A 23,375-nucleotide genomic window follows, 5' to 3' on the forward strand; every position below is an offset into this window, starting at 1 on the left:
CCAACGCCGCGGCCATCCTGATATCCATCGCTGCCACTCTCCCCGTCATGAACACACAGTCCACAACAATTCAGGTGTCAGCGATGTCCCGAGACATCAACTGTCAGCGATGTCCCGAAACAGGACACGCGCCGTCGTCCGCCGTTGGCACACCTGATCGCCCCACAGAAAAAGATCAGGTGACAAAACGGAGATCAGGTGCACGCGGGGTGGGGAGGCGGCGCCGGTTTGGTGATCGGCGTGGCGACCGCGTATCATCATCTGAGCCGAAGACCGTCGGTCTCACGCCTCACGGCGTGACGAAGGCCTCGCATTCATGCGGGCGGCCCACGCAGGTACGTACGTTGATGAGCTGTGTTCAAGCCGCTTTGATGCCCCGTGCCCTGCGCCGGGGCGTTTTTTGTGGGCGCGTGCAGCCGACGGATCCTCCGGTGTCAACACCCCCATCCGTACGTCATAAGGAGTCCCATGGCGAGGCCTGACAAGGCAGCCACGGTCGCCGAGCTGGCTGAGGAGTTCCGTAGCTCCTCTGCCGTCGTGCTGACCGAGTACCGCGGGCTCTCCGTCAAGGAGATGACGGAGCTGCGCCGCTCGCTCAGCGGGAACGCGTCGTACGCCGTGGTGAAGAACACGCTGACCAAGCTCGCGGCCAAAGATGCCGGAGTCGAGGGCATCGAGGAGCACCTGGTGGGTCCCTCGGCCATCGCCTTCGTCAGGGGCGACGCGGTCGAGGTGGCCAAGGGCCTGCGTGACTTCGCCAAGAATCATCCGGTCCTCACGGTCAAGGGTGGCTTGTTCGATGGGCAACCCTTCACTGCCGAGGAGTTCACGAAGCTCGCCGATCTCGAGTCGCGCGAGGTTCTGCTGGCCAAGTTGGCCGGCGCGATGAAGGCATCGATGCAGAACGCGGTGTCGCTGTTCGCCGCACCGCTGTCCCAGACGGCTCGTGTGATCGACGCGCTCCGTCAGAAGGTCGAGGAAGGCGCCGCCGTCTCTTCGTCCGAAAACGAGGGCTGACCCCGGGGTTGATTCACCCCAAGCCCACCCCACCCCGGCACCAGCCGCAGATCAGAAAGGAACCGCCACCATGGCGAAGCTCAGCACCGACGAGCTCCTGGACGCCTTCAAGGAGATGTCCCTCATCGAGCTCTCGGAGTTCGTGAAGAAGTTCGAGGAGACCTTCGAGGTCACCGCTGCCGCTCCGGTGGCCGTCGCTGCCGCTGGCGGTGCGCCAGCCGCGGGCGGCGACGCCGACGCCGCTGCCGAGCAGGATGAGTTCGACGTCATCCTGGAGTCCGCGGGCGACAAGAAGATCCAGGTCATCAAGGAGGTCCGCGGCTTGACGTCGCTGGGCTTGAAGGAGGCCAAGGATCTCGTCGAAGGCGCGCCGAAGCCGCTGCTGGAGAAGGTCGACAAGGAAGCCGCGGAGAAGGCCAAGGAGGCCCTTGAGGGCGCCGGCGCCACGGTGTCCGTCAAGTAGTAGCTCAACCCGGGGGCTCGGTGTGACATAGTCCACCGAGCCCCCGTTCCTTTCCACCTCTTCCGACCAGACGGGTCACTGCGCCTAGCGGATCTAGGCGAGCCGGGTCGCCGGTCTTGGCCGGCCATTCGGATTGTGATTCCTGTGCAGGTCGGTGAGTTGTCCGGTTGGCCGACAGCGGTGGTGGGAAGGATCGGAATCGATGGTGTGACCAGCGAGGCAACCCGCTGGAAGCTGAACCACCCGGAGGTCTTGGCGCGACACGGCGGTCCGACCGGCGCTTGACGTGAGCGATACGTCCGGGAGATCCTTCTAGAAACCTAGGCACGATGGGAAGCGTCCTGAACCAGCGATGGGTCGCCACTCGACAGCAGTAGGCCTTGTAGGCTAGACTGCCACTTTGCGCTGTCCGCTGCCCTGCTGCCTCAACGGGTTAGAGGTCCGCGCGCCAAAGATCGACTCGACTTCATCCGACCGTGTGCCCTCGGAAGGACCCCTGTTGGCCGCCACGCCTAGCACCCCACAGTTCACCAACGGTTCCCGCCGAATCTCTTTTGCCAAGCTCAGAGAGCCTCTCGAAGTACCTAACCTCCTCGCGCTGCAGATCGACAGTTTTGACTGGCTGCTCGGAAACTCGCGGTGGCAAGCCCGCGTCGCCGAGGCCCAGGCCGCAGGGCGGCAAGACATCAGTTCCACGTCGGGTCTCCAGGAGATCCTAGACGAGATCAGTCCCATCGAGGACTTCTCCGGCACGATGTCGCTGTCGTTCTCCAACCCGAGGTTCGAGGACCCGAAGAACACCATCGACGAGTGCAAGATGCGTGACTTCACGTACTCCGCGCCGTTGTTCGTCACCGCCGAGTTCATCAACAACGAGACCGGCGAGATCAAGTCGCAGACCGTTTTCATGGGCGACTTCCCGCTGATGACCCCGAAGGGGACCTTCATCATCAACGGGACCGAGCGGGTTGTCGTCTCTCAGCTCGTCCGGTCGCCCGGTGTGTATTTCGAGCGCGCTCTGGACAAGACGTCTGACCGCGACATCTACACGTCTAAGATCATTCCATCCCGCGGGGCGTGGCTGGAATTCGAGATCGACAAGCGCGACACCGTGGGTGTCCGTCTCGACCGCAAGCGCAAGCAGAACGTGACGGTGATGCTCAAGGCGCTTGGCTGGACCAACGAGCAGATTCTCGAAGAGTTCGGCGACTACGAGTCGATGCGCTCCACCCTGGAGAAGGACCACACCACCACACAAGACGAAGCGCTGCTCGACATCTACCGGAAGATGCGCCCGGGTGAGCCGCCCACGCGGGAGGCCGCTCAGCAGCTGCTGGAGAACGCCTACTTCAATCCGAAGCGTTACGACCTCGCCAAGGTCGGTCGGTACAAGCTCAACAAGAAGCTCGGCGTCGACCTCGCCCTCGATCAGAACACCATTACGGTGGACGACGTCATCGCCACCCTGCGTTACCTCGTCCGGCTGCATGCCGGCGAAGAGACGATGGACGGAGTCGAGGGTCCGGTCCGGGTCGAGACGGACGAGATCGACCACTTCGGAAACCGCCGTATCCGTACGGTGGGTGAGCTCATCCAGAACCAGGTGCGTACCGGTCTGTCCCGGATGGAGCGGGTCGTCCGCGAGCGGATGACGACGCAAGACGTCGAGGCGATCACACCTCAGACTCTGATCAACATCCGTCCGGTCGTCGCCGCGATCAAGGAGTTCTTCGGAACCTCGCAGCTGTCGCAGTTCATGGACCAGACCAACCCCTTGGCGGGCCTCACGCACAAGCGTCGGCTGAACTCGCTGGGTCCGGGTGGTCTGTCCCGTGAGCGCGCCGGCATGGAGGTCCGTGACGTCCACCCGTCGCACTACGGCCGGATGTGCCCGATCGAGACGCCGGAAGGTCCGAACATCGGCCTGATCGGCTCGCTGGCCACCTACGGTCGGATCAACGCCTTCGGGTTCGTCGAGACTCCGTACCGACGCGTCCGGGATGGCGTGGTCACCGATGAGGTCGACTACCTCAGCGCCGACGTCGAGGACCACAACGTCATCGCCCAGGCCAACGAACCACTCTCCGACGACGGACACTTCGTCGCTGACCGCGTGCTTGTGCGTAAGCGGGGCGGCGAGGTCGAGTTGGTGCCCGGTGACGAAGTCGACTACATGGACGTGTCGCCGCGACAGATGGTCTCGGTGGCCACAGCGATGATCCCGTTCCTGGAGCACGACGACGCCAACCGTGCGCTGATGGGCTCCAACATGCAGCGGCAGGCCGTGCCGTTGCTTCGCGCCGATTCGCCGCTCGTGGGCACCGGTATGGAGCACCGTGCCGCGGTGGACGCCGGTGAGGTCGTCGTCGCCGAAAAGGCCGGCGTGGTCTCCGAGGTCTCGGCTGACTACGTCACGATCATGGCCGACGACGGCACGTACCAGACGTACCAGATGGCGAAGTTCCGCCGCTCTAACGCGGGCACCTGCATCAACCAGCGGCCGATCGTCGACGAAGGTGCGCGGATCGAGGCCGGTGACGTCATCGCCGACGGTCCGTCGACGGACAACGGCGAGATGGCGCTGGGCAAAAACCTGCTGGTGGCGTTCATGTCCTGGGAGGGGCAGAACTACGAGGACGCCATTCTGCTGTCGCAGCGGCTCATTGAGGAGGACGTCCTCACCTCGATCAAAATCGAGGAGCACGAGGTCGACGCCCGAGACACGAAGCTGGGCCCGGAGGAGATCACTCGGGACATCCCGAACGTCTCCGAAGACGTCCTGGCCGATCTCGACGAGCGGGGCATCATCCGCATCGGCGCCGAGGTCACGAATGGCGACATCCTCGTTGGCAAGGTCACACCCAAGGGCGAGACCGAGCTCACCCCGGAGGAGCGCCTACTGCGCGCCATCTTCGGCGAGAAGGCCCGCGAGGTGCGCGACACCTCGCTGAAGGTCCCGCACGGTGAGTCCGGCAAGGTCATCGGTGTCCGGCTGTTCGATCGCGACGAGGGTGATGAACTCCCGCCGGGTGTGAACCAGCTGGTGCGGGTCTACATCGCGCAGATGCGCAAGATCCAGGACGGCGACAAGCTCGCCGGCCGGCACGGCAACAAGGGTGTTATCTCGAAGATCCTTCCGGTTGAAGACATGCCGTTCCTCGAGGACGGGACCCCGGTGGACATCGTGCTGAACCCGCTGGGTGTCCCCAGCCGGATGAACCTCGGTCAGGTCATGGAGACACACCTCGGCTGGGTAGCCAAGACCGGTTGGCAAGTCGAGGGTGACGATGCCGAGTGGAAGCGGCGGCTCAACGAGATCGGGGCCCAGGAGGCTCCAGGAAACAGCAAGGTCGCCACACCGGTGTTCGACGGCGCCCGCGAAGACGAGATCGCCGGCCTCCTCGAATCGACCCTGCCCAACCGCGACGGCAACCGGCTGATTGGCGGCGATGGCAAGGCTCGGCTGATCGATGGCCGCTCCGGCGAGCCGTTCCCCGACCCGGTGGCTGTCGGGTACCTGTACATGCTCAAGCTCAACCACCATGTCGACGACAAGATTCACGCCCGCTCGACCGGGCCGTACTCGATGATCACGCAGCAACCGCTGGGTGGTAAGGCGCAATTCGGCGGGCAGCGGTTCGGCGAGATGGAGGTCTGGGCGCTCCAGGCCTATGGTGCGGCCTACGCGCTGCGTGAGCTGCTGACCATCAAGTCCGACGACATCCTCGGCCGGGTCAAGGTATACGAGGCGATCGTCAAGGGCGAGAACATCCCGGAAGCGGGTATTCCGGAATCGTTCAAGGTACTCATCAAGGAGATGCAGTCGCTGTGTCTCAATGTCGAGGTCCTCTCGAGTGACGGCACACAGATCGAAATGCGCGACAGCGACGAGGACGTGTTCCGCGCCGCTGAAGAGCTCGGTATCGACCTGTCGCGGCGAGAGCCGAGCAGCGTCGAAGAGGTCTGAGGTGGCTAGTGGTCTGGATATCACCGCCAGACCACTAGACCTCTGGAGCCCGACGTACTCGCATTCTGAACACAGACTGATCTGAGAGAAGGAATCACGTGCTCGACGTCAACTTCTTCGACGAGCTACGCATTGGCCTCGCGACCGCGGACAGCATCCGCGAGTGGTCGCACGGCGAGGTCAAGAAGCCGGAAACCATCAACTACCGCACCCTGAAGCCGGAGAAGGACGGACTCTTCTGCGAGAAGATCTTCGGTCCTACCCGCGACTGGGAATGTTATTGCGGCAAGTACAAGCGGGTGCGCTTCAAGGGCATCATCTGTGAGCGGTGCGGCGTCGAGGTCACCCGTGCCAAGGTGCGACGGGAGCGGATGGGCCACATCGAGCTGGCCGCTCCGGTCACGCACATCTGGTACTTCAAAGGTGTGCCGTCGCGGCTCGGGTATTTGCTGGACCTTGCGCCGAAGGACCTCGAGAAGGTCATCTACTTCGCTGCCTACATGATCACCTGGGTCGACGAGGACGCGCGGCACCGCGACCTTTCGTCGCTCGAGGGGCAGATCGACGTTGAGCGCAAGCAGATCGAGCAGCGCCGTGACGCCGACATCGAGGCGCGCGCGAAGAAGCTCGAGGCAGATCTTGCCGAGTTGCAGGCGGAGGGCGCCAAGGGCGACGTTCGCCGTAAGGTCAAGGAGTCGGCCGAACGCGAGATGAGCCAGCTCCGCAAACGCGCCGACGCCGAGCTCGACCGGCTGAACGCGGTGTGGGAGCGGTTCCGTACTCTCAAGGTCCAGGATCTTGAGGGCGACGAGATGCTCTACCGCGAGATGCGCGACCGCTTCGGCAACTATTTCCGGGGTGGTATGGGTGCCCAGGCCATCAAGGAGCGGCTCGACAACTTCGACCTCGAGGCCGAAGCGGAGCGGCTGCGTGATGTCATCCGCACCGGCAAGGGGCAGAAGAAGACCCGCGCGCTCAAGCGGCTGAAGGTCGTCTCGCCGTTCCTCACCACGCGGAACGACCCTCGGGGTATGGTGCTCGATGCCGTCCCGGTCATGCCTCCGGACCTGCGCCCGATGGTGCAGCTCGACGGTGGCCGGTTCGCCACGAGCGACCTGAACGACCTCTACCGCCGGGTGATCAACCGGAACAACCGGCTCAAGCGACTGCTCGACCTGGGCGCTCCCGAGATCATCGTCAACAACGAGAAGCGGATGCTACAGGAGTCCGTGGATGCGTTGTTCGACAATGGTCGCCGCGGCCGTCCGGTCACCGGTCCGGGTAACCGGCCGTTGAAGTCGATCTCCGACATGCTCAAGGGCAAGCAGGGCCGGTTCCGGCAGAACTTGCTGGGTAAGCGGGTCGATTACTCTGGCCGGTCGGTCATCGTGGTGGGTCCGCAGCTGAAGTTGCATCAGTGCGGTTTGCCCAAGGGTATGGCGATCGAGCTGTTCAAGCCGTTCGTCATGAAGCGCCTGGTCGACCTCTCGCACGCGCAGAACATCAAGAGCGCCAAGCGGATGGTGGAGCGGGCCCGCCCAGTGGTGTGGGATGTCCTCGAAGAGGTCATCGCCGAGCACCCCGTGCTGCTCAACCGGGCGCCCACCCTGCACCGGCTGGGTATTCAGGCGTTCGAGCCACAGCTGGTCGAGGGCAAGGCTATCCAGATCCACCCGTTGGTCTGCACCGCGTTCAACGCCGACTTCGACGGCGACCAGATGGCCGTGCACCTGCCGCTGTCGGCGGAAGCACAGGCCGAGGCCCGGGTGCTGATGCTGTCCAGCAACAACATCTTGAAGCCGGCCGACGGCCGGCCGGTGACCATGCCGACACAGGACATGGTGCTCGGGATCTACGTGCTGACCAGCCAGACGGAAGGGCTTTCCGGTGAAGGCCGGGCGTTCTCGTCGATCGCTGAGGCGGTCAACGCCTTCGACAAGGGCGAACTCGCGTTGCAGGCGCCGATCACTCTGCGCTTCACCAACACCGTCCCGCCGTTGGGCTGGGAGCGGCCGGAGGGTTGGGAGCCGGGCCAGCCGTTCACGCTGACCACGACGCTGGGCCGGGCCATGTTCAACGAGGCGCTCCCGGAGGATTACGCCTTCATCAACGTCGAGGTGGAGAAGCGCAAACTGGGTGAGATCGTCAACGATCTGGCCGAGCGTTACCAGAAGGTCCAGGTGGGCTACACCCTGGACGCGCTGAAGGACCTCGGCTTCTACTGGGCCACTCGGTCCGGTGTCACCGTGTCGGTCGACGACGTCGTCACTCCGCCGTCCAAGCAGCAGATTCTGGAGGAGTTCGAGCAGAAGGCCGCCAAGGTCGAGCGGAACTTCAGCCGAGGTGTCATCTCCGACGGTGAGCGCCGTGAAGAGCTGATCGATATCTGGACCGACGCCACCAACCGGGTCGACGAGGACATGCGCCAGGCGTTCACGTCGGACAACTCGATCCACCGGATGGTGCACTCTGGTGCTCGAGGCAACTGGATGCAGATCCGGCAGCTGGCTGGTATGCGTGGCCTGGTGGCCAACCCGAAGGGTGAGACCATCCCGCGGCCGATCAAGTCGAGCTTCCGTGAGGGTCTGTCGGTGCTGGAGTTCTTCATCTCCACGCACGGTGCCCGTAAGGGTCTGGCCGACACCGCGCTGCGTACCGCTGACTCCGGGTATCTCACCCGGCGGCTCGTGGACGTCTCGCAGGACGTCATCGTCCGTGAGGTCGATTGCGGCACGGAGCGCGGTTTGGTCCTGCCGATCGCCTCTCGTGACGCCAACGGCAATCTCAAGGTCGAGGAGCTCGTGGAGACCTCGGTCTACGCGCGTTCGCTGGCCGAGGCCGCTACCGACGCGGACGGCAACGTGGCGGCCGCAGCGGGTGAAGACCTGGGTGATGTGGAGATCAGTCGGTTGGTCGCCGCTGGTGTCGAGAACGTGCGCGTGCGCAGCGTCCTCACCTGCGAGAGCAAGACCGGCGTGTGTGCGATGTGCTACGGCCGGTCGCTGGCCAGCGGCAAACTGGTGGACGTCGGCGAAGCCGTCGGCATCATCGCGGCGCAGTCGATCGGTGAGCCGGGCACCCAGCTGACCATGCGGACGTTCCACACCGGTGGTGTGGCCGGTGAGGACATCACGCACGGTTTGCCACGTGTGGTGGAGCTGTTCGAGGCCCGCGCCCCGAAGGGTAAGGCGCCTATTGCGGAGGTGTCGGGCCGGATCCGGATCGACGAGGACGGTAAGGGCGCCCGAGTCGTGATCGTTCCGGACGACGGCAGCGATGAGCAGAGTTTCCCGATCAGCCGGCGGGTCTTCGAGTGGACCAACCGCCGTGCACCGGGCATCGCGCAGTGGCGGATGCAGGAGGGCGACCACATCGAGGTCGGCGATCTCCTGCACTCCGGTACCGCGGACCCGCACGACATTCTGCGGGTGCTCGGGCAGCGGGCGGTGCAGGTCTTCCTCACCGATCAGGTGCAGGAGGTCTACCGGTCGCAGGGTGTGTCGATCCACGACAAGCACATCGAGATCATCGTGCGGCAGATGCTGCGGCGGATCACCGTCCTGGAGAGTGGTGAAACCAACCTGTTGCCGGGCGAACTCGTCGAGCGTTCTCGGTTCGAGGAGGAGAACCGCCGGGTGGTCGCCGAGACCGGCCAGCCGGCGTCGGGCCGTCCGCAGCTGATGGGGATCACCAAGGCCTCGTTGGCCACCGACTCGTGGTTGTCGGCGGCGTCGTTCCAGGAGACCACCCGGGTGCTGACCGAGGCGGCGATCAACGCCAAGTCCGATCCGCTGATCGGTCTGAAGGAGAACGTCATCCTCGGTAAGCTCATCCCGGCTGGTACCGGTCTGCCGCGATACCGCAACATTCGGGTGGAGCCGACCGAGGAAGCCAAGGCGGCCATGTACTCGATGGTCGACTACGGCGCGGACTACTCCGACTACCAGTTTGGGCAGGGGTCGGGCGAGGCCGTTCGTCTTGAGGACTACGACTTCGGCTCGTACGGCTGACCAGGGTCATCGGCCCTCGTGATCATGAACAGCTCCCGTGCTCGGTGAGCTGTTCATGATCACGAGGAGTGCGTGTACACCACCGATCCGACGGCGCGCGGTGGTAGGCTCGCGGCTGGAGAGGCGGTTTTTCCGCATCGCTTTGACCTGGGGCTGCCCTAGCGGGTAGTCTCACTCTTCGTGCCTGGGTTCTTCCGGGCCGCCCTTGTCTGCCTCCAGCGGGCAAGTTTGAACCATCAACCAATGCCGATCGGCCATGCCGAACGGTGCGAGACCGAGACCGGGCGACACGCCCGACCGCGGGGGTCGTCCAGACCTACGGTTCGCTCGGTTTAGCGCCGCCGGACAGCCGGCCGGAGCTATAGACAACCGAAACCTCCGGGGAATAGCCCGGTCGATCGACAAGGATGACGGAGACGTAGTGCCCACGATCCAGCAGCTGGTCCGTAAAGGTCGCCAGGACAAGGCGGCGAAGAAGAAGACGCCTGCTCTCAAGGGCAGCCCGCAGCGGCGCGGCGTGTGCACCCGCGTCTACACGACCACACCCAAGAAGCCGAACTCTGCGCTGCGTAAGGTCGCTCGTGTCAAGCTGACCAGCCAGATCGAGGTCACCGCGTACATTCCCGGTGTCGGCCACAACCTCCAGGAGCACTCGATGGTGCTCGTGCGTGGTGGCCGGGTCAAGGATCTTCCGGGTGTCCGCTACAAGATCGTCCGCGGGTCCCTCGACACGCAGGGTGTGAAGAACCGGAAGCAGGCACGCAGCCGGTACGGCGCGAAGAAGGAGAAGAGCTGATGCCGCGCAAGGGACCCGCTCCGAAGCGGCCGCTGGTCGTCGACCCCGTCTATGGTTCGCCGTTGGTCACCCAACTGGTGAACAAGGTGCTCGTCGACGGCAAGAAGTCCTTGGCCGAGAGCATCGTGCATGGCGCCTTGGAAGGCTGCCGGGAAAAGACCGGCACCGACCCCATCGTCACGTTGAAGCGTGCGCTGGACAACGTCAAGCCGACCCTTGAGGTGCGCAGCCGCCGCGTCGGTGGCGCCACGTATCAGGTGCCCGTCGAGGTGCGCTCCGGCCGGAGTACAACCCTCGCACTGCGCTGGCTGGTCAGCTACTCGCGCGCGCGTCGTGAGAAGACCATGACCGAGCGGCTGATGAACGAGATTCTCGACGCATCCAACGGCCTCGGGGCCAGCGTGAAGCGTCGCGAAGACACGCACAAGATGGCCGAGTCCAACAAGGCCTTCGCCCACTACCGCTGGTAACCGCCTCGGCCACCGCTGACGACGTAGGAAGACGCACATAGAAATGGCGACCGACCTCCGCAAGGTAGACCTCGCCCAGGTCCGCAACATCGGGATCATGGCGCATATCGACGCGGGCAAGACCACCACTACCGAGCGCATCCTCTACTACACCGGTATCAACTACAAGATCGGTGAGGTCCACGACGGTGCGGCCACGATGGACTGGATGGAGCAGGAGCAGGAGCGTGGTATCACTATCACCTCCGCCGCGACCACGTGTGAGTGGGACGACCACACCATCAACATCATCGACACCCCCGGACACGTCGACTTCACCGTCGAGGTCGAGCGCTCGCTGCGAGTGCTCGACGGCGCCGTCGCCGTCTTCGACGGGGTCGCGGGCGTCGAGCCGCAGTCGGAAACCGTCTGGCACCAGGCGAACAAGTACGGCGTGCCGAGGATCTGCTTCATCAACAAGCTCGATCGCACAGGTGCCGAGTTCCACCGCTGCGTCGACATGATCGTCACCCGGCTGCACGCAACGCCGCTCGTGTTGCAACTGCCCATCGGCGCTGAAGCCGACTTCCGGGGCCTCATCGACCTGATCCAGATGAAGGCACTGGTCTGGTCCGCCGAAACCCCGTTGGGCGAGATGTACGAGACCGTCGACATCCCGGACACCCACGCGGAGGCCGCGGCGGAATACCGGGACAAGCTGCTGGAGACCATCGCGGAGAACGACGACGCGATGATGGAGCTCTACCTGGAGGGTCAGGAGCCGTCGACCGACGACCTGATCGCAGCGATCCGGCGGGCGACCATCGCGAGTGCGATCACCCCCGTGCTGTGCGGGTCGGCGTTCAAGAACAAGGGTGTGCAGCCGATGCTGGACGCCGTGGTGCGTTACCTCCCGTCGCCGTTGGACGTCGGCGCCGTCGAGGGGCACCGCGTCGACAAAGAGGACGAGGTCGTCACGCGTGAGCCGGACGAAGACGCCCCGCTGTCGTCGCTGGCCTTCAAGATCATGGCCGACCCGCATCTGGGCAAGCTCACCTTCGTCCGGGTCTACTCCGGCACTCTGACCTCCGGTACCCAGGTGCTCAACAGCACCAAGGGGAACAAGGAGCGCATCGGCAAGATCTACCGGATGCACGCGAACAAGCGTGAGGAGATCGAGAAAGCCAGCGCCGGTCAGATCGTCGCGGTAATGGGGCTCAAGAACACCACCACGGGCGACACTCTTTCGGATGCCGGGCAGCCCGTCATTCTGGAGTCGATGAAGTTCCCGGCACCGGTCATCTCGGTCGCCATCGAGCCTAAGACGAAGAGTGACCAGGACAAGCTGTCCACCGCCATCCAGCGGCTGGCCGAGGAAGACCCCACCTTCCAGGTCCGTACTGACGAAGACACCGGTCAGACCATCATCTCGGGGATGGGCGAGCTCCACCTCGAGGTCCTCGTCGACCGGATGAAGCGTGAGTTCCGGGTCGAGGCCAACGTCGGCAAGCCGCAGGTCGCCTACCGCGAGACCATCCGCCGCAAGGTCGAGAAGGTCGAGTACACGCACAAGAAGCAGACGGGCGGTTCGGGCCAGTTCGGCCGGGTCATCATCGACATCGAACCGACCGGTGGTGAAGGCGACGGCGGATACGAGTTCGTCAACAACGTCACCGGTGGCCGGATTCCGCGTGAATACATCCCCGCCGTCGACGAAGGCTGCCAGGAGGCGATGGAGTTCGGTGTCGTCGCCGGGTACCCGCTGGTGGACGTCAAGGTCACCCTTCAGGACGGTGCTTACCACGACGTCGACTCGTCGGAGCTGGCGTTCAAGATCGCCGGCTCGATGGCGTTCAAGGATGCCGCGCGCCGCGCGGATCCCACGCTTCTCGAGCCGATGTTCGATGTCGAGGTGTCGACGCCCGAGGAGTACATGGGTGACGTCATCGGTGACCTCAACTCCCGCCGTGGTCAAGTTCAAGCCATGGAGGAGCGTGCTGGCCAGCGCATCGTCAAGGCGCTGGTTCCGCTGTCGGAGATGTTCGGCTACGTCGGTGACCTCCGCAGCAAGACCCAAGGCCGGGCGAACTACTCGATGCATTTCGACTCGTACGCCGAAGTTCCCAAGAACGTGGCCGAGGAGATCATCAAGAAAGCTCGGGGCGAGTGACCGGCGGGCGAGTAGTCTCGCCCGCGGGCCCTCGACCGGTCCCCGACACAAAGTAAGCAGCCGAACCATCCGGCTATACGAAAACCTTCGAGTCCTAGATACGGAGAGGACCTAAAGTGGCTAAGGCGAAGTTCGAGCGGACGAAGCCGCACGTCAACATTGGCACCATCGGTCACGTTGACCACGGCAAGACCACGCTGACCGCAGCGATCACCAAGATCTTGCACGACAAGTATCCGGACCTGAACGAGGCCACGCCTTTCGATGACATCGACAAGGCGCCGGAAGAGAAGCAGCGCGGGATCACCATCAACATCGCGCACGTCGAGTACCAGACCGACAAGCGTCACTACGCGCACGTCGACGCGCCTGGGCACGCCGACTACATCAAGAACATGATCACCGGTGCGGCGCAGATGGACGGCGCCATCCTGGTGGTCGCCGCCACCGACGGCCCCATGCCGCAGACCAAGGAGCACGTGCTGCTGGCCCGTCAGGTCGGTGTGCCGTACATCCTGGTCGCGCTCAACAAGGCCGACATGGTCGACGACGAAGAGATCCTGGAGCTCGTCGAGCTCGAGGTCCGCGAGCTGCTCACCGAGTACGAGTTCCCCGGCGACGACGTCCCGGTGATCAAGGTGTCGGCACTCAAGGCTCTTGAGGGCGACGCCGACTGGGTCAAGTCGGTCGAGGACCTCATGGAGGCCGTCGACGAGAACGTGCCGGACCCGGTGCGCGACGCCGACAAGCCGTTCCTCATGCCGATCGAGGACGTCTTCACCATCACCGGCCGTGGCACCGTAGTGACCGGCCGGGTCGAGCGCGGCACCCTCAACATCAACGAGGAGGTCGAGCTCGTCGGTATCCGTCCGGGGCCGGCGCAGAAGACCACCGTGACCGGTGTCGAGATGTTCCGCAAGCTGCTCGACGAGGCACGCGCCGGTGAGAACGTCGGTCTGCTGCTGCGTGGTACCAAGAAAGAAGACGTCGAGCGCGGCATGGTTGTCGTCAAGCCCGGCACCACCACGCCGCACACCGAGTTCGAGGCGACGGTCTACATCCTGTCCAAGGACGAGGGCGGACGGCACACGCCGTTCTTCAACAACTACCGCCCGCAGTTCTACTTCCGGACCACCGACGTGACCGGCGTGGTCACCCTGCCGGACGGTCCGGACGCGATGGTGATGCCCGGTGACGACACCACCATGAAGGTCGAGCTCATCCAGCCGGTCGCCATGGAGGAGCAGCTGAAGTTCGCTATCCGCGAGGGCGGGCGCACGGTCGGCGCCGGCCACGTCACCAAGATCATCAAGTAGGTCTGTAGTTCAGTCCGATATCGTGGTTGCGGTCCGTGCCGGGCGGGGGTGGGAGTCCCCATCCCCGCCCGGCTCCGGACCCACGGGCCCTGCGGGCAGAAGAAGTCCTGCGCCCACGCCCGACCACACCCGGGATGGGGACTCCCACCCCCGCCCTTAGCGGTGGCGGTTTTCGCGGGTATCGGCCTTCAAACAGACCAGACGTGATAAAGCTGGTGAGCGTCGGGCGGCTTGATGTCGCGCGGGGTTCGCCCCAGATAGTCGAATGAGACCGACCAGAGGCCAGGTTTCTTGATGGCCTCGACACGATCAGCAAGGGTGTCCGGCCCGGGTGATGCGGGCCCGCAGCAGGCGGGCCGGTATCTCTCCGGCCGGGCAATGCCCGCGCTGATCACCGGATTGGCCAAAGACCGGCTTTCTTTGGCATACTGTTCAGGTTGCTCGGCGGAGGCCGCCGTGGTGCGCTGCCCGGAAATCTCTGGTAGTCGCAACCGAGACGGAGACCTCATCGTCAGCGGCCAGATCCGTGTAGCGGATCTCGGTCGAGCCGATCTCCCCGACGAGATGCATGTCGCTTGATGGTGGCGCATTGCGCCCGCAGAGGGCGACACGCCCGACCGCGGGGGTCGGACGAGCAGCAGTCAGTATTCGGTAAGCGGTACGAAGGAAAAGGACAACTGGTAGCCATGGCGGGACAGAAGATCCGCATCCGGCTCAAAGCCTACGACCACGAGGTCATCGACACCTCGGCGCGGAAGATCGTCGACACGGTGACGCGTACCGGTGCGCAGGTTGCGGGCCCGGTGCCGCTGCCGACCGAGAAGAACGTGTACTGCGTCATCCGCTCGCCGCACAAGTACAAGGACAGCCGCGAGCACTTCGAGATGCGCACACACAAGCGGTTGATCGACATTATCGACCCCACGCCGAAGACGGTTGACTCGCTCATGCGGCTCGACCTCCCGGCCGGTGTCGACATCGAGATCAAGCTCTGAGGGGCCGAGAGCGATGACTATCGACGTAAACCAATCGAGCCGGGTCGTCACCGGCCTGCTGGGCGAGAAGCTCGGCATGACCCAGGTGTGGGACGAGAACCAGAAGATCGTCCCCGTCACCGTCGTCAAGGCTGGGCCGTGTGTCGTCACACAGGTCCGCACGCCGGAGAAGGACGGCTACGACGCCGTCCAGATCGCGTTCGGTGCGCCGACGGCCCGCCGGCTGACGAAGCCGGCCAAAGGCCACTTCGAGGCGGCCGGCGTGACGCCGCGCCGGCACGTCGCCGAGATCCGCACGTCCAACGCCTCCGAATACACGTTGGGCCAGGAGCTCAATGCCGACGTCTTCGAGGCCGGACAGGACGTTGACGTCACGGGCACGAGCAAAGGTAAAGGTTTTGCCGGTGTCATGAAGCGGCACGGCTTCCATGGTCTGCGGGCCTCGCACGGTGTGCAGCGCAAGCACCGCTCGCCCGGTGCGATCGGTGGCGCCGCCACTCCGGGCCGCGTGTTCAAGGGCCAGAAGATGGCCGGTCGCCTCGGTGGTGTGCGGGTCACGGTCCAGAACCTCACCGTCCATGCGGTTGACGCCGAGAAGGGCCTCCTGCTGCTCAAGGGTGCCGTTCCCGGCCCCAACGGTGGGCTGGTCTTCGTCCGCACCGCCGCGAAGGGAGAGCCGAAGTGACAACCGTCTCTGTCCTCGACACTTCCGGCGCCGCGGCCGGCACCGTCGAACTACCCGCCGAGATCTTCGACGTTCAGGTGAACGTGCCGCTGATCCACCAGGTCGTGGTAGCCCAGCTCGCCGCGGCCAGGCAAGGTACACACTCCACCAAGACCCGCGGCGAGGTCCGCGGCGGTGGAGCCAAGCCGTACCGGCAGAAGGGCACCGGTAGGGCCCGGCAGGGTTCCATCCGGGCGCCTCAGTTCGCCGGTGGTGGTGTGGTGCACGGTCCGCAGCCGCGAGACTACGCCCAGCGCACACCGAAGAAGATGAAGGCCGCCGCACTGCGAGGCGCGCTATCTGACCGGGCCCGGCACGAACGTGTCCACGTGGTTACCGGGTTCCTCGACGGTGAGCAGCCCTCCACCAAGGCCGCCCTGGCTACGCTCCGGTCGGTCACCGACCGCGACACCGTGCTGGTAGTCATCGACCGCGCCGACGAACTCACTGTGAAGAGTCTGCGCAACGTTCCCGAGGTGCACCTCATCCCGGCCGATCAGCTCAACACGTACGACGTGCTGTGCGCCGACGACGTCGTGTTCACCAAGGCGGCGCTCGAGGCCTTCCTGGCCGGCCCGCGCAAGGCCACGGCCGAGTCGGCGGAAACGGAGGAATCCGAATGAGCGGCATCCAGCGCAAAGACCCTCGCGACATTCTGATCAAGCCGGTCGTCTCCGAAAAGAGCTACGGCCTGCTCGACGAGAACAAGTACACCTTCATCGTCGATCCTCGGGCGAACAAAACCGAGATCAAGATCGCCGTCGAGAAGGTGTTCAACGTCAAGGTCACCGGCGTGAACACGGCCAACCGGCAGGGTAAGCGGAGGCGCACTCGCTTCGGTGTGGGCAAGCGGCCCGACACCAAGCGGGCCATCGTGAGCATCGCCGAGGGTCAGCGCATCGACATCTTCTCCGGTCCGGTCTCGTAGTCGAGACAGGAAGAGCATCGAGGTCTGTAATGGCAATCCGAAAGTACAAGCCGACAACGCCGGGCCGGCGTGGCTCCAGCGTTGCCGACTTCGCCGAGATCACCCGATCCGAGCCGGAGAAGTCGCTGCTGCGCCCCTTGCCGAAGAAGGGCGGGCGGAACAGCTCCGGCCGAATCACCACTCGCCACCAGGGCGGCGGTCACAAGCGGCAGTACCGCGTGATCGACTTCCGGCGAGCGGACAAGGACGGCGTGCCGGCGAAGGTCGCTCACATCGAATACGACCCCAACCGCACATCGCGGATCGCCCTGCTGCACTACGCGGACGGCGAGAAGCGCTACATCCTGGCACCCAGCCGGCTCACTCAGGGCCGTCTGGTCGAGTCGGGCCCTAGCGCGGACATCAAGCCGGGCAACAACCTGCCGTTGCGCAACATCCCCGTGGGTACGGTTATCCACGCGATCGAGCTCCGCCCTGGGGGCGGCGCCAAGATCGCGCGTTCCGCCGGCGCGAGTGTGCAGCTGGTGGCCAAGGAAGGCGCCTGGGCGCAGCTGCGGATGCCATCGGGCGAAATCCGCAACGTCGACGTCCGCTGCCGGGCCACCGTGGGTGAGGTCGGCAACGCCGAGCAGTCGAACATCAACTGGGGTAAGGCCGGCCGGATGCGCTGGAAGGGCAAGCGCCCCAGCGTTCGTGGTGTGGTGATGAACCCCGTCGATCACCCGCATGGTGGTGGCGAGGGCAAGACCTCCGGTGGTCGGCACCCTGTGAACCCCAACGGGCGACCCGAGGGCCGCACCCGCCGGAAGAACAAGCCCAGTGACCGTCAAATCGTCCGTCGCCGCAAGACCGGCAAGAAGCGCTGAGTGGGAGTACGAAGATGCCGCGTAGTTTGAAGAAGGGCCCCTTCGTTGACGAGCACTTGGCCAAGAAGGTCGAGGCGCAGAACGAGCAGGGCAGCAAGAACGTCATCAAGACGTGGTCGCGCCGTTCCATGATCGTACCGGACATGATCGGACACACGATCGCCGTCCACGACGGCCGCAAACACGTCCCGGTGTTCATCACCGAGGCGATGGTCGGCCACAAGCTCGGCGAGTTCGCGCCTACGCGGACCTTCCGGGGACACGAGAAGGACGACCGCCGCTCGCGGCGGCGGTGACATCCACCACGACTCATGAGCGCTGATAGAGGAGTAACGATGGAAGCAGCCAGGGCACAAGCGCGGTTCGTCCGCGTCACGCCCATGAAGGCGCGCCGCGTGGTGGACCTGATTCGTGGTCTCGACGTCGGAGAGGCGGTGGCGCTGCTCAGCTTCACCCCGATCGCGGCCGCCGAACCGGTGCGCAAGGTGTTAGAGAGTGCCATCGCCAACGCCGCGGATCTGACCGGCACACAGCCGGAGTCGCTGGTAGTGGGCTCGGCCTACGTGGACGAGGGCCCCACCATGAAGCGGTTCCGGCCGGGCGGCAAGGGCCGTGCTTTCCGGATCAAGAAGCGCACGTGTCACATCACGATTGTGCTCGAGGACAAGCAGCCGGCCGCCGCTGGCGCGAAGGGAGGGACCCGCTAGTGGGCCAGAAAATCAACCCGCACGGGTTTCGGCTAGGCATCTCCACCGACCACAAGAGCCGGTGGTTCGCCGATAGCACCAACGAAGGCCAGCGCTACCGGGACTACGTGGCTGAAGACGTGGCGATCCGCAAGCTGATGACCACCGGCATGGAGCGGGCCGGCATCTCGAGTGTCGAGATCGAACGCACCCGTGATCGGGTTCGGGTCGACATCCACACCGCCCGTCCCGGCATCGTCATCGGCCGGCGCGGCGTCGAAGCCGACCGCCTCCGCTCCGAGCTGGAGAAGCTCACCGGCAAGCAGGTTCAGATGAACGTGCTCGAGGTGAAGCAGCCCGAGATCGACGCTCAGCTGGTGGCCCAGGGTGTGGCCGAGCAGCTGTCGGCTCGAGTGGCGTTCCGCCGCGCGATGCGCAAGGCGGTGCAGACCACGATGCGCGCCGGCGCCAAGGGTGTGCGGATCCAGTGCTCGGGCCGCCTCGGTGGCGCCGAGATGAGCCGTTCGGAGTTCTACCGCGAGGGTCGGGTTCCGCTGCACACGTTGCGGGCCGACGTCGACTACGGCTTCTACGAGGCCCGGACCACCTTCGGCCGGATCGGCGTGAAGGTGTGGATCTACAAGGGTGACGTGACCGGCTCTCGGTCCGAGCGGGCTGCCGAGCAGGCCGCTCAGGCACGTGCCCAGCAGCGTGAGCGTCGTCGCCCCGAGCGTCGTCGCCCAGCGCGAGACCGTGGGGAGCGTCCGGCGGAGCAGGCAGCGCCGGCAGCCGCGACCGACGCGCCACCGGCAGCGACCGAGCCGAGCGCCGCCGTCGAGGCACCCACCGCTACCGAGAACCAGAGCCAGCAGGAGGTGTGAGGTCATGCTGATTCCGCGCAAGATCAAACACCGCAAGCAGCACAGCCCGAAGCGGCGCGGTGTTGCGAAAGGCGGGACGTCGTTGGCGTTCGGTGAGTACGGCATTCAGGCTGTCGAAGGTCACTACGTGACCAACCGGCAGATTGAGGCCGCACGTATCGCCATCACCCGGCACATCCGTCGTGGCGGCAAGGTGTGGATCAATATCTACCCGGACCGCCCGCTGACCAAGAAGCCGGCCGAGACCCGTATGGGTTCCGGCAAGGGGTCGCCGGAGTGGTGGGTGGCCAACGTCAAGCCGGGTCGCATCATGTTCGAGTTGTCATACCCGAACGACACCGTGGCTCGGGAGGCGTTGACGCGCGCCATCCACAAGCTGCCGATGAAGGCCAAGATCGTGACACGCGAGACAGGTGATCTGTGATGGCCATCGGATCGAAGAACCTCGATGCGACATCGCTGCGAGACAAGAGCGACGAAGAGCTGGCCGAGGAGCTCGGCAAGGCGAAAGAGTCGCTGTTCAATCTACGGTTCCAGGCGGCCACCGGGCAGTTGGAGAGCCACGGCAGGCTGAAGGCGATCCGGCGGGACATCGCTCGGATCTACACCATCATGCGCGAGCGCGAGCTCGGCATCATCTCGGTGGTTGAGCCGGAGCCAGCGTCTGACCAGGCGGCCAAGGGTGACGCCGCATGAGCCCCACAAATGAGGACACCGCTGTGAGCGACACCAGCGCCGACAAGAACGAGGCGGCTCGCGCCTTCCGTAAAATCCGCGAGGGCCGCGTCGTCAGCGACAAGATGCAGAAGACGGTCGTCGTGGCCGTTGAGGACCGGTTCAAGCACCCGCTGTACGGCAAGGTGGTGCGGCGGACCAGCAAGCTCAAGGCGCACAACGACCACGCCGCTGCGGTGGGTGACCGAGTGCTGCTGATGGAGACCCGACCGCTGTCGGCCACCAAGCGCTGGCGCGTCGTCGAGATCCTCGAGAAGGCCAAGTAGGAGCCAGAGATGATTCAGCAGGAGTCGCGGCTACGGGTCGCCGACAACACGGGTGCTAAGGAATTGCTGTGCATCCGTGTGCTCGGTGGGTCGGGCCGACGCTACGCCGGGATCGGCGATGTCGTCGTGGCGACCGTCAAGGACGCCATCCCGGGCGGCAATGTGAAGAAGGGTGACGTCGTCAAAGCCGTGATCGTGCGGACGGTCAAGGAGCGGCGTCGGCCGGATGGCTCCTACATCCGGTTCGACGAGAACGCGGCGGTCGTCATCAGGGACGGTGGAGACCCGCGGGGGACCCGCATCTTCGGTCCCGTGGGCCGCGAGCTTCGGGAGAAGCGCTTCATGCGCATCATCTCCCTCGCCCCGGAGGTGCTGTAGTTATGCGCGTCAAGAAAGGCGACAAGGTCGTCGTGATCGCGGGCCCGGACAAGGGTTTGGTCGGTAAGGTCATCACCGCGTTCCCGAAGGACCAGAAGGTGCTCGTGGAGGGTGTCAACCGGATCACCAAACACGAGAAGGTGAACCGTGACCGGCGCGGCACGCTCGAAAGTGGCGGGATCATCCACAAGGAGGCCCCGATCCACGTGTCGAACGTGCAACTCGCGGTCGAGGCGGATGTCGACGGTGAGACCAAGACGGTCGGCACCAAGGTCGGTTACCGGTTCGACGACGACGGCAACAAGATCCGGTACGCGAAGCGGACCGGTGAGGAAATCTGATGAGCACAGCGACTACCTCGATCCCACGGCTCAAGCAGCGGTACCGCGACGAGATCATCGCGGCGATGCGTGAAGAGTTCGGGATCGGCAACATTATGCAGGTTCCCACGGTGACCAAGGTCGTGGTGAACATGGGCGTGGGTGAAGCGGCCCGAGACGCGAAACTGATCGACGGTGCCGTGCGGGACCTGTCCGAGATCACCGGTCAGAAGCCGTCGGTGACCAAGGCGCGCAAGTCCATCGCGCAGTTCAAACTGCGTGAGGGCATGCCGATCGGTGCCCACGTGACCCTGCGGGGCGACCGCATGTGGGAGTTCCTCGACCGTTTGGTGACCATCGCGTTGCCGCGGATCAGGGACTTCCGAGGCTTGTCGCCCAAGCAGTTCGACGGCCGTGGAAACTACACGTTCGGTCTCAACGAGCAGTCGATGTTCCACGAGATCGATCAGGACAAGATCGATCGTGTGCGTGGCATGGACATCACCGTTGTCACCACCGCGACCAACGACGACGAAGGCCGGGCGCTGTTGCGGCAGCTGGGCTTCCCGTTCAAGGAGCTGTGACGAGGTGAGCGAGCGTAGTGGTCGGCGTTGTGACGTAGGAGCAGCCGCCCGCGGAGCGAGTGAGTCGAGGAACGCGCCACGAGCAAGGAGCTGTGAGCTGAGTAACGTGACCACGAGCAAGGAGAACTGACGTGGCCAAGAAAGCGCTGATCCACAAGGCGAAGAAGAAGCCGAAGTTCGCGGTTCGCGCCTACACGCGGTGCCAGAAGTGCGGCCGTCCGCACTCGGTGTATCGCAAGTTCGGCCTGTGCCGGGTGTGTCTGCGCGAGATGGCGCACCGCGGTGAGCTGCCGGGCGTCACCAAGTCGAGCTGGTAGACCTGTGGGGGCCCTGTGCCCCTACGCCACCCTTAGACCGTGGGTACGTGAAGTTGCGTAACCACTGGCCATACCGATCGCTGTAGGTCCGAACCTTCGGAAACCCCAGCGGGAAAGTGGTTGGAACAACCATGACCATGACCGATCCCATCGCAGATATGTTGACTCGTCTGCGCAACGCGAACTCGGCTTACCACGACACCGTGGCGATGCCGCACAGCAAACTCAAGGTGCATATCGCCGAGATCCTCAAGCAAGAGGGCTACATCAGTAGCTTCAGTGTCGAGGAAGCTCAGGACACTCCGGGCCAGACCCTCGTCGTGACACTCAAGTTCGGGCCGACCCGTGAGCGTTCGATTGCCGGGCTGCGCCGGGTCAGCAAGCCTGGGCTGCGCGTGTACGCAAAGGCGAACAACATGCCGAAGGTGCTGGGTGGCCTCGGCGTAGCGATCATCTCGACATCACACGGCCTGCTCACTGACCGAGCGGCCGCCAAACAGGGTGTAGGCGGGGAAGTCCTCGCCTACGTCTGGTAGCGGGAAGGAGTAGGAGGACCATGTCGCGTATTGGCAAACTTCCCATTCCCGTTCCCGCGGGTGTCGACGTCGCCATCGATGGCCGCGACGTCACGGTCAAGGGGCCGAAGGGCACCTTGCAGCACACGCTGCCGGAGACCATCGACGTCGAGCGGGCCGACGACGGCACCCTTGAGGTGCGTCGTCCAGACGATGAAGGCCGCAACCGAGCGTTGCACGGACTCACTCGCACGCTGGTCGCCAACATGGTCACCGGGGTCACCGAGGGGTACGAGAAGAAGCTCGAGATCGTCGGTGTTGGTTACCGGGTGACGGCGAAGGGCGCGAACCTCGAGTTCGCGGTCGGTTACAGCCATTCGATCCTGATCGAGGCGCCGGAAGGCATCTCGTTCACGGTGGAGTCGCCGACCAAATTCTCGGTGCAGGGCATCGACAAGCAGCGGGTCGGACACATCGCCGCCCGGATCCGCGGTCTGCGGCCGCCGGAGCCGTACAAGGGCAAGGGCATCCGTTATTCGGGTGAGCAGGTCCGGCGCAAGGTCGGAAAGGCTGGTAAGTAACCGATGGGTATCGCGATCAACCGCCATGTCCGGCGAGGCGACAAAGCTTCGGCGCGGGCTCGGCGACACCTTCGGGTTCGCAAGAAGGTCAACGGCACGCAGCAGCGGCCCCGCCTCGTGGTGAGCCGGTCTCTGCGGCACATGGTGGCGCAGGTGGTCGACGACACCACTGGGCGGACCCTGGTGTCCGCGTCGAGTATGGAGACGGACCTGCGTGGACTCGACGGCGACAAGACGGCCAAAGCTCGTCGCGTCGGCGAGCTGGTCGGCGAGCGGGCCAAGGCGGCCGGGGTCGAGGAAGTTGTCTTCGACCGGGCTGGCAACCGTTATCACGGCCGAGTGGCCGCGGTAGCCGACGGCGCCCGCGAGTCGGGTCTGAAACTGTAAAGACGACGAGTCGATAGGAAGTAG

27 protein-coding genes are annotated in these 23,375 nt (G+C 64.7%); 26 read left to right on the forward strand and 1 reads right to left on the reverse strand.

From position 1 onward, the window contains the following. Positions 1-468: 468 nt before the first annotated feature. From rplJ to tuf, 8 genes are all read left to right on the forward strand, one after another. Positions 469-1,017, forward strand: coding sequence for a 50S ribosomal protein L10 (gene rplJ / locus G8760_RS14015; protein ID WP_166352150.1), 549 nt, complete (start codon positions 469-471; stop codon positions 1,015-1,017). Positions 1,018-1,087: 70 nt separating this feature from the next. After that, a complete protein-coding gene (gene rplL, locus G8760_RS14020) occupies positions 1,088-1,480 on the forward strand; it encodes a 50S ribosomal protein L7/L12 (protein ID WP_166352152.1) in 393 nt (130 codons plus the stop codon). Between the two features lie 499 nt (positions 1,481-1,979). After that, positions 1,980-5,447, forward strand: a complete 3,468-nt coding sequence (rpoB, locus tag G8760_RS14025) for a DNA-directed RNA polymerase subunit beta (RefSeq protein ID WP_246222549.1) — start codon at positions 1,980-1,982, stop codon at positions 5,445-5,447. 98 nt (positions 5,448-5,545) lie between these two features. Beyond that, complete coding sequence (locus tag G8760_RS14030; protein WP_166352154.1) at positions 5,546-9,457, forward strand: DNA-directed RNA polymerase subunit beta'; 3,912 nt, start codon at positions 5,546-5,548, stop codon at positions 9,455-9,457. Positions 9,458-9,878: 421 nt separating this feature from the next. After that, positions 9,879-10,253, forward strand: coding sequence for a 30S ribosomal protein S12 (rpsL, locus tag G8760_RS14035; RefSeq protein WP_166352156.1), 375 nt, complete (start codon positions 9,879-9,881; stop codon positions 10,251-10,253). Further along, entirely contained in the window at positions 10,253-10,723 is a 471-nt protein-coding gene (rpsG, locus tag G8760_RS14040; RefSeq protein ID WP_166352158.1) for a 30S ribosomal protein S7, read from the forward strand. The genes rpsL and rpsG overlap by 1 nt, the downstream gene beginning before the upstream one ends. 43 nt (positions 10,724-10,766) lie before the next feature. Further along, the gene (gene fusA / locus G8760_RS14045; RefSeq protein ID WP_166352160.1) at positions 10,767-12,872 is read left to right on the forward strand and encodes an elongation factor G; all 2,106 of its coding nucleotides are present in this window, start codon (positions 10,767-10,769) and stop codon (positions 12,870-12,872) included. Positions 12,873-12,988: 116 nt separating this feature from the next. Further along, positions 12,989-14,188, forward strand: a complete 1,200-nt coding sequence (tuf, locus tag G8760_RS14050) for an elongation factor Tu (protein WP_166352162.1) — start codon at positions 12,989-12,991, stop codon at positions 14,186-14,188. A 188-nt stretch (positions 14,189-14,376) separates the two neighbouring features. Here tuf and G8760_RS14055 read toward each other — a convergent pair whose 3' ends face one another. Continuing rightward, positions 14,377-14,679, reverse strand: a complete 303-nt coding sequence (locus G8760_RS14055; RefSeq protein WP_166352164.1) for a hypothetical protein — start codon at positions 14,677-14,679, stop codon at positions 14,377-14,379. A gap of 195 nt (positions 14,680-14,874) precedes the next feature. Here G8760_RS14055 and rpsJ point away from each other — a divergent pair, with 195 nt between their 5' ends. From rpsJ to rplR, 18 genes are all read left to right on the forward strand, one after another. Next, the gene (gene rpsJ, locus G8760_RS14060) at positions 14,875-15,183 is read left to right on the forward strand and encodes a 30S ribosomal protein S10 (RefSeq protein WP_026877498.1); all 309 of its coding nucleotides are present in this window, start codon (positions 14,875-14,877) and stop codon (positions 15,181-15,183) included. 13 nt (positions 15,184-15,196) lie between these two features. Then, the gene (gene rplC, locus G8760_RS14065) at positions 15,197-15,868 is read left to right on the forward strand and encodes a 50S ribosomal protein L3 (RefSeq protein ID WP_166352166.1); all 672 of its coding nucleotides are present in this window, start codon (positions 15,197-15,199) and stop codon (positions 15,866-15,868) included. Next, positions 15,865-16,530, forward strand: coding sequence for a 50S ribosomal protein L4 (rplD, locus tag G8760_RS14070; RefSeq protein ID WP_166352168.1), 666 nt, complete (start codon positions 15,865-15,867; stop codon positions 16,528-16,530). The genes rplC and rplD overlap by 4 nt, the downstream gene beginning before the upstream one ends. After that, on the forward strand, positions 16,527-16,835 hold the full coding sequence (gene rplW, locus G8760_RS14075; protein ID WP_166352170.1) for a 50S ribosomal protein L23: 309 nt from the start codon (positions 16,527-16,529) through the stop codon (positions 16,833-16,835). The genes rplD and rplW overlap by 4 nt, the downstream gene beginning before the upstream one ends. 29 nt (positions 16,836-16,864) lie before the next feature. Next, a complete protein-coding gene (gene rplB, locus G8760_RS14080) occupies positions 16,865-17,701 on the forward strand; it encodes a 50S ribosomal protein L2 (RefSeq protein ID WP_166352172.1) in 837 nt (278 codons plus the stop codon). Positions 17,702-17,715: 14 nt separating this feature from the next. Continuing rightward, the gene (gene rpsS / locus G8760_RS14085) at positions 17,716-17,997 is read left to right on the forward strand and encodes a 30S ribosomal protein S19 (protein ID WP_166352174.1); all 282 of its coding nucleotides are present in this window, start codon (positions 17,716-17,718) and stop codon (positions 17,995-17,997) included. A 15-nt stretch (positions 17,998-18,012) separates the two neighbouring features. Then, complete coding sequence (gene rplV / locus G8760_RS14090; protein ID WP_166352176.1) at positions 18,013-18,408, forward strand: 50S ribosomal protein L22; 396 nt, start codon at positions 18,013-18,015, stop codon at positions 18,406-18,408. Next, a complete protein-coding gene (gene rpsC / locus G8760_RS14095) occupies positions 18,408-19,268 on the forward strand; it encodes a 30S ribosomal protein S3 (protein ID WP_166352178.1) in 861 nt (286 codons plus the stop codon). The genes rplV and rpsC overlap by 1 nt, the downstream gene beginning before the upstream one ends. Positions 19,269-19,272: 4 nt before the next feature. Continuing rightward, the gene (gene rplP, locus G8760_RS14100) at positions 19,273-19,692 is read left to right on the forward strand and encodes a 50S ribosomal protein L16 (RefSeq protein WP_166352180.1); all 420 of its coding nucleotides are present in this window, start codon (positions 19,273-19,275) and stop codon (positions 19,690-19,692) included. Further along, positions 19,692-19,964: a 50S ribosomal protein L29 gene (rpmC, locus tag G8760_RS14105; RefSeq protein WP_166352182.1), complete on the forward strand. Its 273-nt coding sequence runs from the start codon at positions 19,692-19,694 to the stop codon at positions 19,962-19,964. The genes rplP and rpmC overlap by 1 nt, the downstream gene beginning before the upstream one ends. Continuing rightward, on the forward strand, positions 19,961-20,269 hold the full coding sequence (gene rpsQ, locus G8760_RS14110) for a 30S ribosomal protein S17 (protein WP_207782356.1): 309 nt from the start codon (positions 19,961-19,963) through the stop codon (positions 20,267-20,269). The genes rpmC and rpsQ overlap by 4 nt, the downstream gene beginning before the upstream one ends. Before the next feature lie 9 nt (positions 20,270-20,278). Continuing rightward, positions 20,279-20,647 carry a 50S ribosomal protein L14 gene (rplN, locus tag G8760_RS14115; protein WP_166352186.1) on the forward strand — a complete coding sequence of 123 codons (369 nt, stop codon included), beginning with the start codon at positions 20,279-20,281 and terminating at the stop codon, positions 20,645-20,647. Between the two features lie 2 nt (positions 20,648-20,649). Next, positions 20,650-20,988 (forward strand): 50S ribosomal protein L24, encoded by a 339-nt coding sequence (gene rplX / locus G8760_RS14120; protein WP_166352189.1) that lies wholly within the window; start codon positions 20,650-20,652, stop codon positions 20,986-20,988. Further along, positions 20,988-21,551: a 50S ribosomal protein L5 gene (gene rplE, locus G8760_RS14125; protein WP_166352191.1), complete on the forward strand. Its 564-nt coding sequence runs from the start codon at positions 20,988-20,990 to the stop codon at positions 21,549-21,551. The genes rplX and rplE overlap by 1 nt, the downstream gene beginning before the upstream one ends. Before the next feature lie 131 nt (positions 21,552-21,682). Then, positions 21,683-21,868 carry a type Z 30S ribosomal protein S14 gene (locus tag G8760_RS14130; protein ID WP_166352193.1) on the forward strand — a complete coding sequence of 62 codons (186 nt, stop codon included), beginning with the start codon at positions 21,683-21,685 and terminating at the stop codon, positions 21,866-21,868. Between the two features lie 131 nt (positions 21,869-21,999). Then, positions 22,000-22,404, forward strand: a complete 405-nt coding sequence (gene rpsH / locus G8760_RS14135; protein WP_166352195.1) for a 30S ribosomal protein S8 — start codon at positions 22,000-22,002, stop codon at positions 22,402-22,404. A gap of 20 nt (positions 22,405-22,424) precedes the next feature. Next, positions 22,425-22,964 carry a 50S ribosomal protein L6 gene (gene rplF / locus G8760_RS14140; protein WP_166352197.1) on the forward strand — a complete coding sequence of 180 codons (540 nt, stop codon included), beginning with the start codon at positions 22,425-22,427 and terminating at the stop codon, positions 22,962-22,964. Positions 22,965-22,967: 3 nt separating this feature from the next. Continuing rightward, on the forward strand, positions 22,968-23,351 hold the full coding sequence (rplR, locus tag G8760_RS14145) for a 50S ribosomal protein L18 (RefSeq protein ID WP_166352200.1): 384 nt from the start codon (positions 22,968-22,970) through the stop codon (positions 23,349-23,351). Positions 23,352-23,375 lie beyond the last annotated feature (24 nt).

It is taken from the genome of Phytoactinopolyspora limicola (assembly GCF_011320225.1).
Classification (GTDB): domain Bacteria; phylum Actinomycetota; class Actinomycetes; order Jiangellales; family Jiangellaceae; genus Phytoactinopolyspora; species Phytoactinopolyspora limicola.

Excerpts from the sequence above, each read along its gene's own strand:
- rplJ (WP_166352150.1), top strand. The coding sequence starts at position 469 with ATGGCGAGGCCTGACAAGGCAGCCACGGTCGCCGAGCTGGCTGAGGAG.
- rplL (WP_166352152.1), top strand. The coding sequence starts at position 1,088 with ATGGCGAAGCTCAGCACCGACGAGCTCCTGGACGCCTTCAAGGAGATG.
- rpsG (WP_166352158.1), top strand. The coding sequence starts at position 10,253 with ATGCCGCGCAAGGGACCCGCTCCGAAGCGGCCGCTGGTCGTCGACCCC.
- fusA (WP_166352160.1), top strand. The coding sequence starts at position 10,767 with ATGGCGACCGACCTCCGCAAGGTAGACCTCGCCCAGGTCCGCAACATC.
- rpsJ (WP_026877498.1), top strand. The coding sequence starts at position 14,875 with ATGGCGGGACAGAAGATCCGCATCCGGCTCAAAGCCTACGACCACGAG.
- rplC (WP_166352166.1), top strand. The coding sequence starts at position 15,197 with ATGACTATCGACGTAAACCAATCGAGCCGGGTCGTCACCGGCCTGCTG.
- rplW (WP_166352170.1), top strand. The coding sequence starts at position 16,527 with ATGAGCGGCATCCAGCGCAAAGACCCTCGCGACATTCTGATCAAGCCG.
- rplB (WP_166352172.1), top strand. The coding sequence starts at position 16,865 with ATGGCAATCCGAAAGTACAAGCCGACAACGCCGGGCCGGCGTGGCTCC.
- rpsS (WP_166352174.1), top strand. The coding sequence starts at position 17,716 with ATGCCGCGTAGTTTGAAGAAGGGCCCCTTCGTTGACGAGCACTTGGCC.
- rplV (WP_166352176.1), top strand. The coding sequence starts at position 18,013 with ATGAGCGCTGATAGAGGAGTAACGATGGAAGCAGCCAGGGCACAAGCG.
- rplP (WP_166352180.1), top strand. The coding sequence starts at position 19,273 with ATGCTGATTCCGCGCAAGATCAAACACCGCAAGCAGCACAGCCCGAAG.
- rpmC (WP_166352182.1), top strand. The coding sequence starts at position 19,692 with ATGGCCATCGGATCGAAGAACCTCGATGCGACATCGCTGCGAGACAAG.
- rpsQ (WP_207782356.1), top strand. The coding sequence starts at position 19,961 with ATGAGCCCCACAAATGAGGACACCGCTGTGAGCGACACCAGCGCCGAC.
- rplN (WP_166352186.1), top strand. The coding sequence starts at position 20,279 with ATGATTCAGCAGGAGTCGCGGCTACGGGTCGCCGACAACACGGGTGCT.
- rplX (WP_166352189.1), top strand. The coding sequence starts at position 20,650 with ATGCGCGTCAAGAAAGGCGACAAGGTCGTCGTGATCGCGGGCCCGGAC.
- rplE (WP_166352191.1), top strand. The coding sequence starts at position 20,988 with ATGAGCACAGCGACTACCTCGATCCCACGGCTCAAGCAGCGGTACCGC.
- rpsH (WP_166352195.1), top strand. The coding sequence starts at position 22,000 with ATGACCATGACCGATCCCATCGCAGATATGTTGACTCGTCTGCGCAAC.
- rplF (WP_166352197.1), top strand. The coding sequence starts at position 22,425 with ATGTCGCGTATTGGCAAACTTCCCATTCCCGTTCCCGCGGGTGTCGAC.
- rplR (WP_166352200.1), top strand. The coding sequence starts at position 22,968 with ATGGGTATCGCGATCAACCGCCATGTCCGGCGAGGCGACAAAGCTTCG.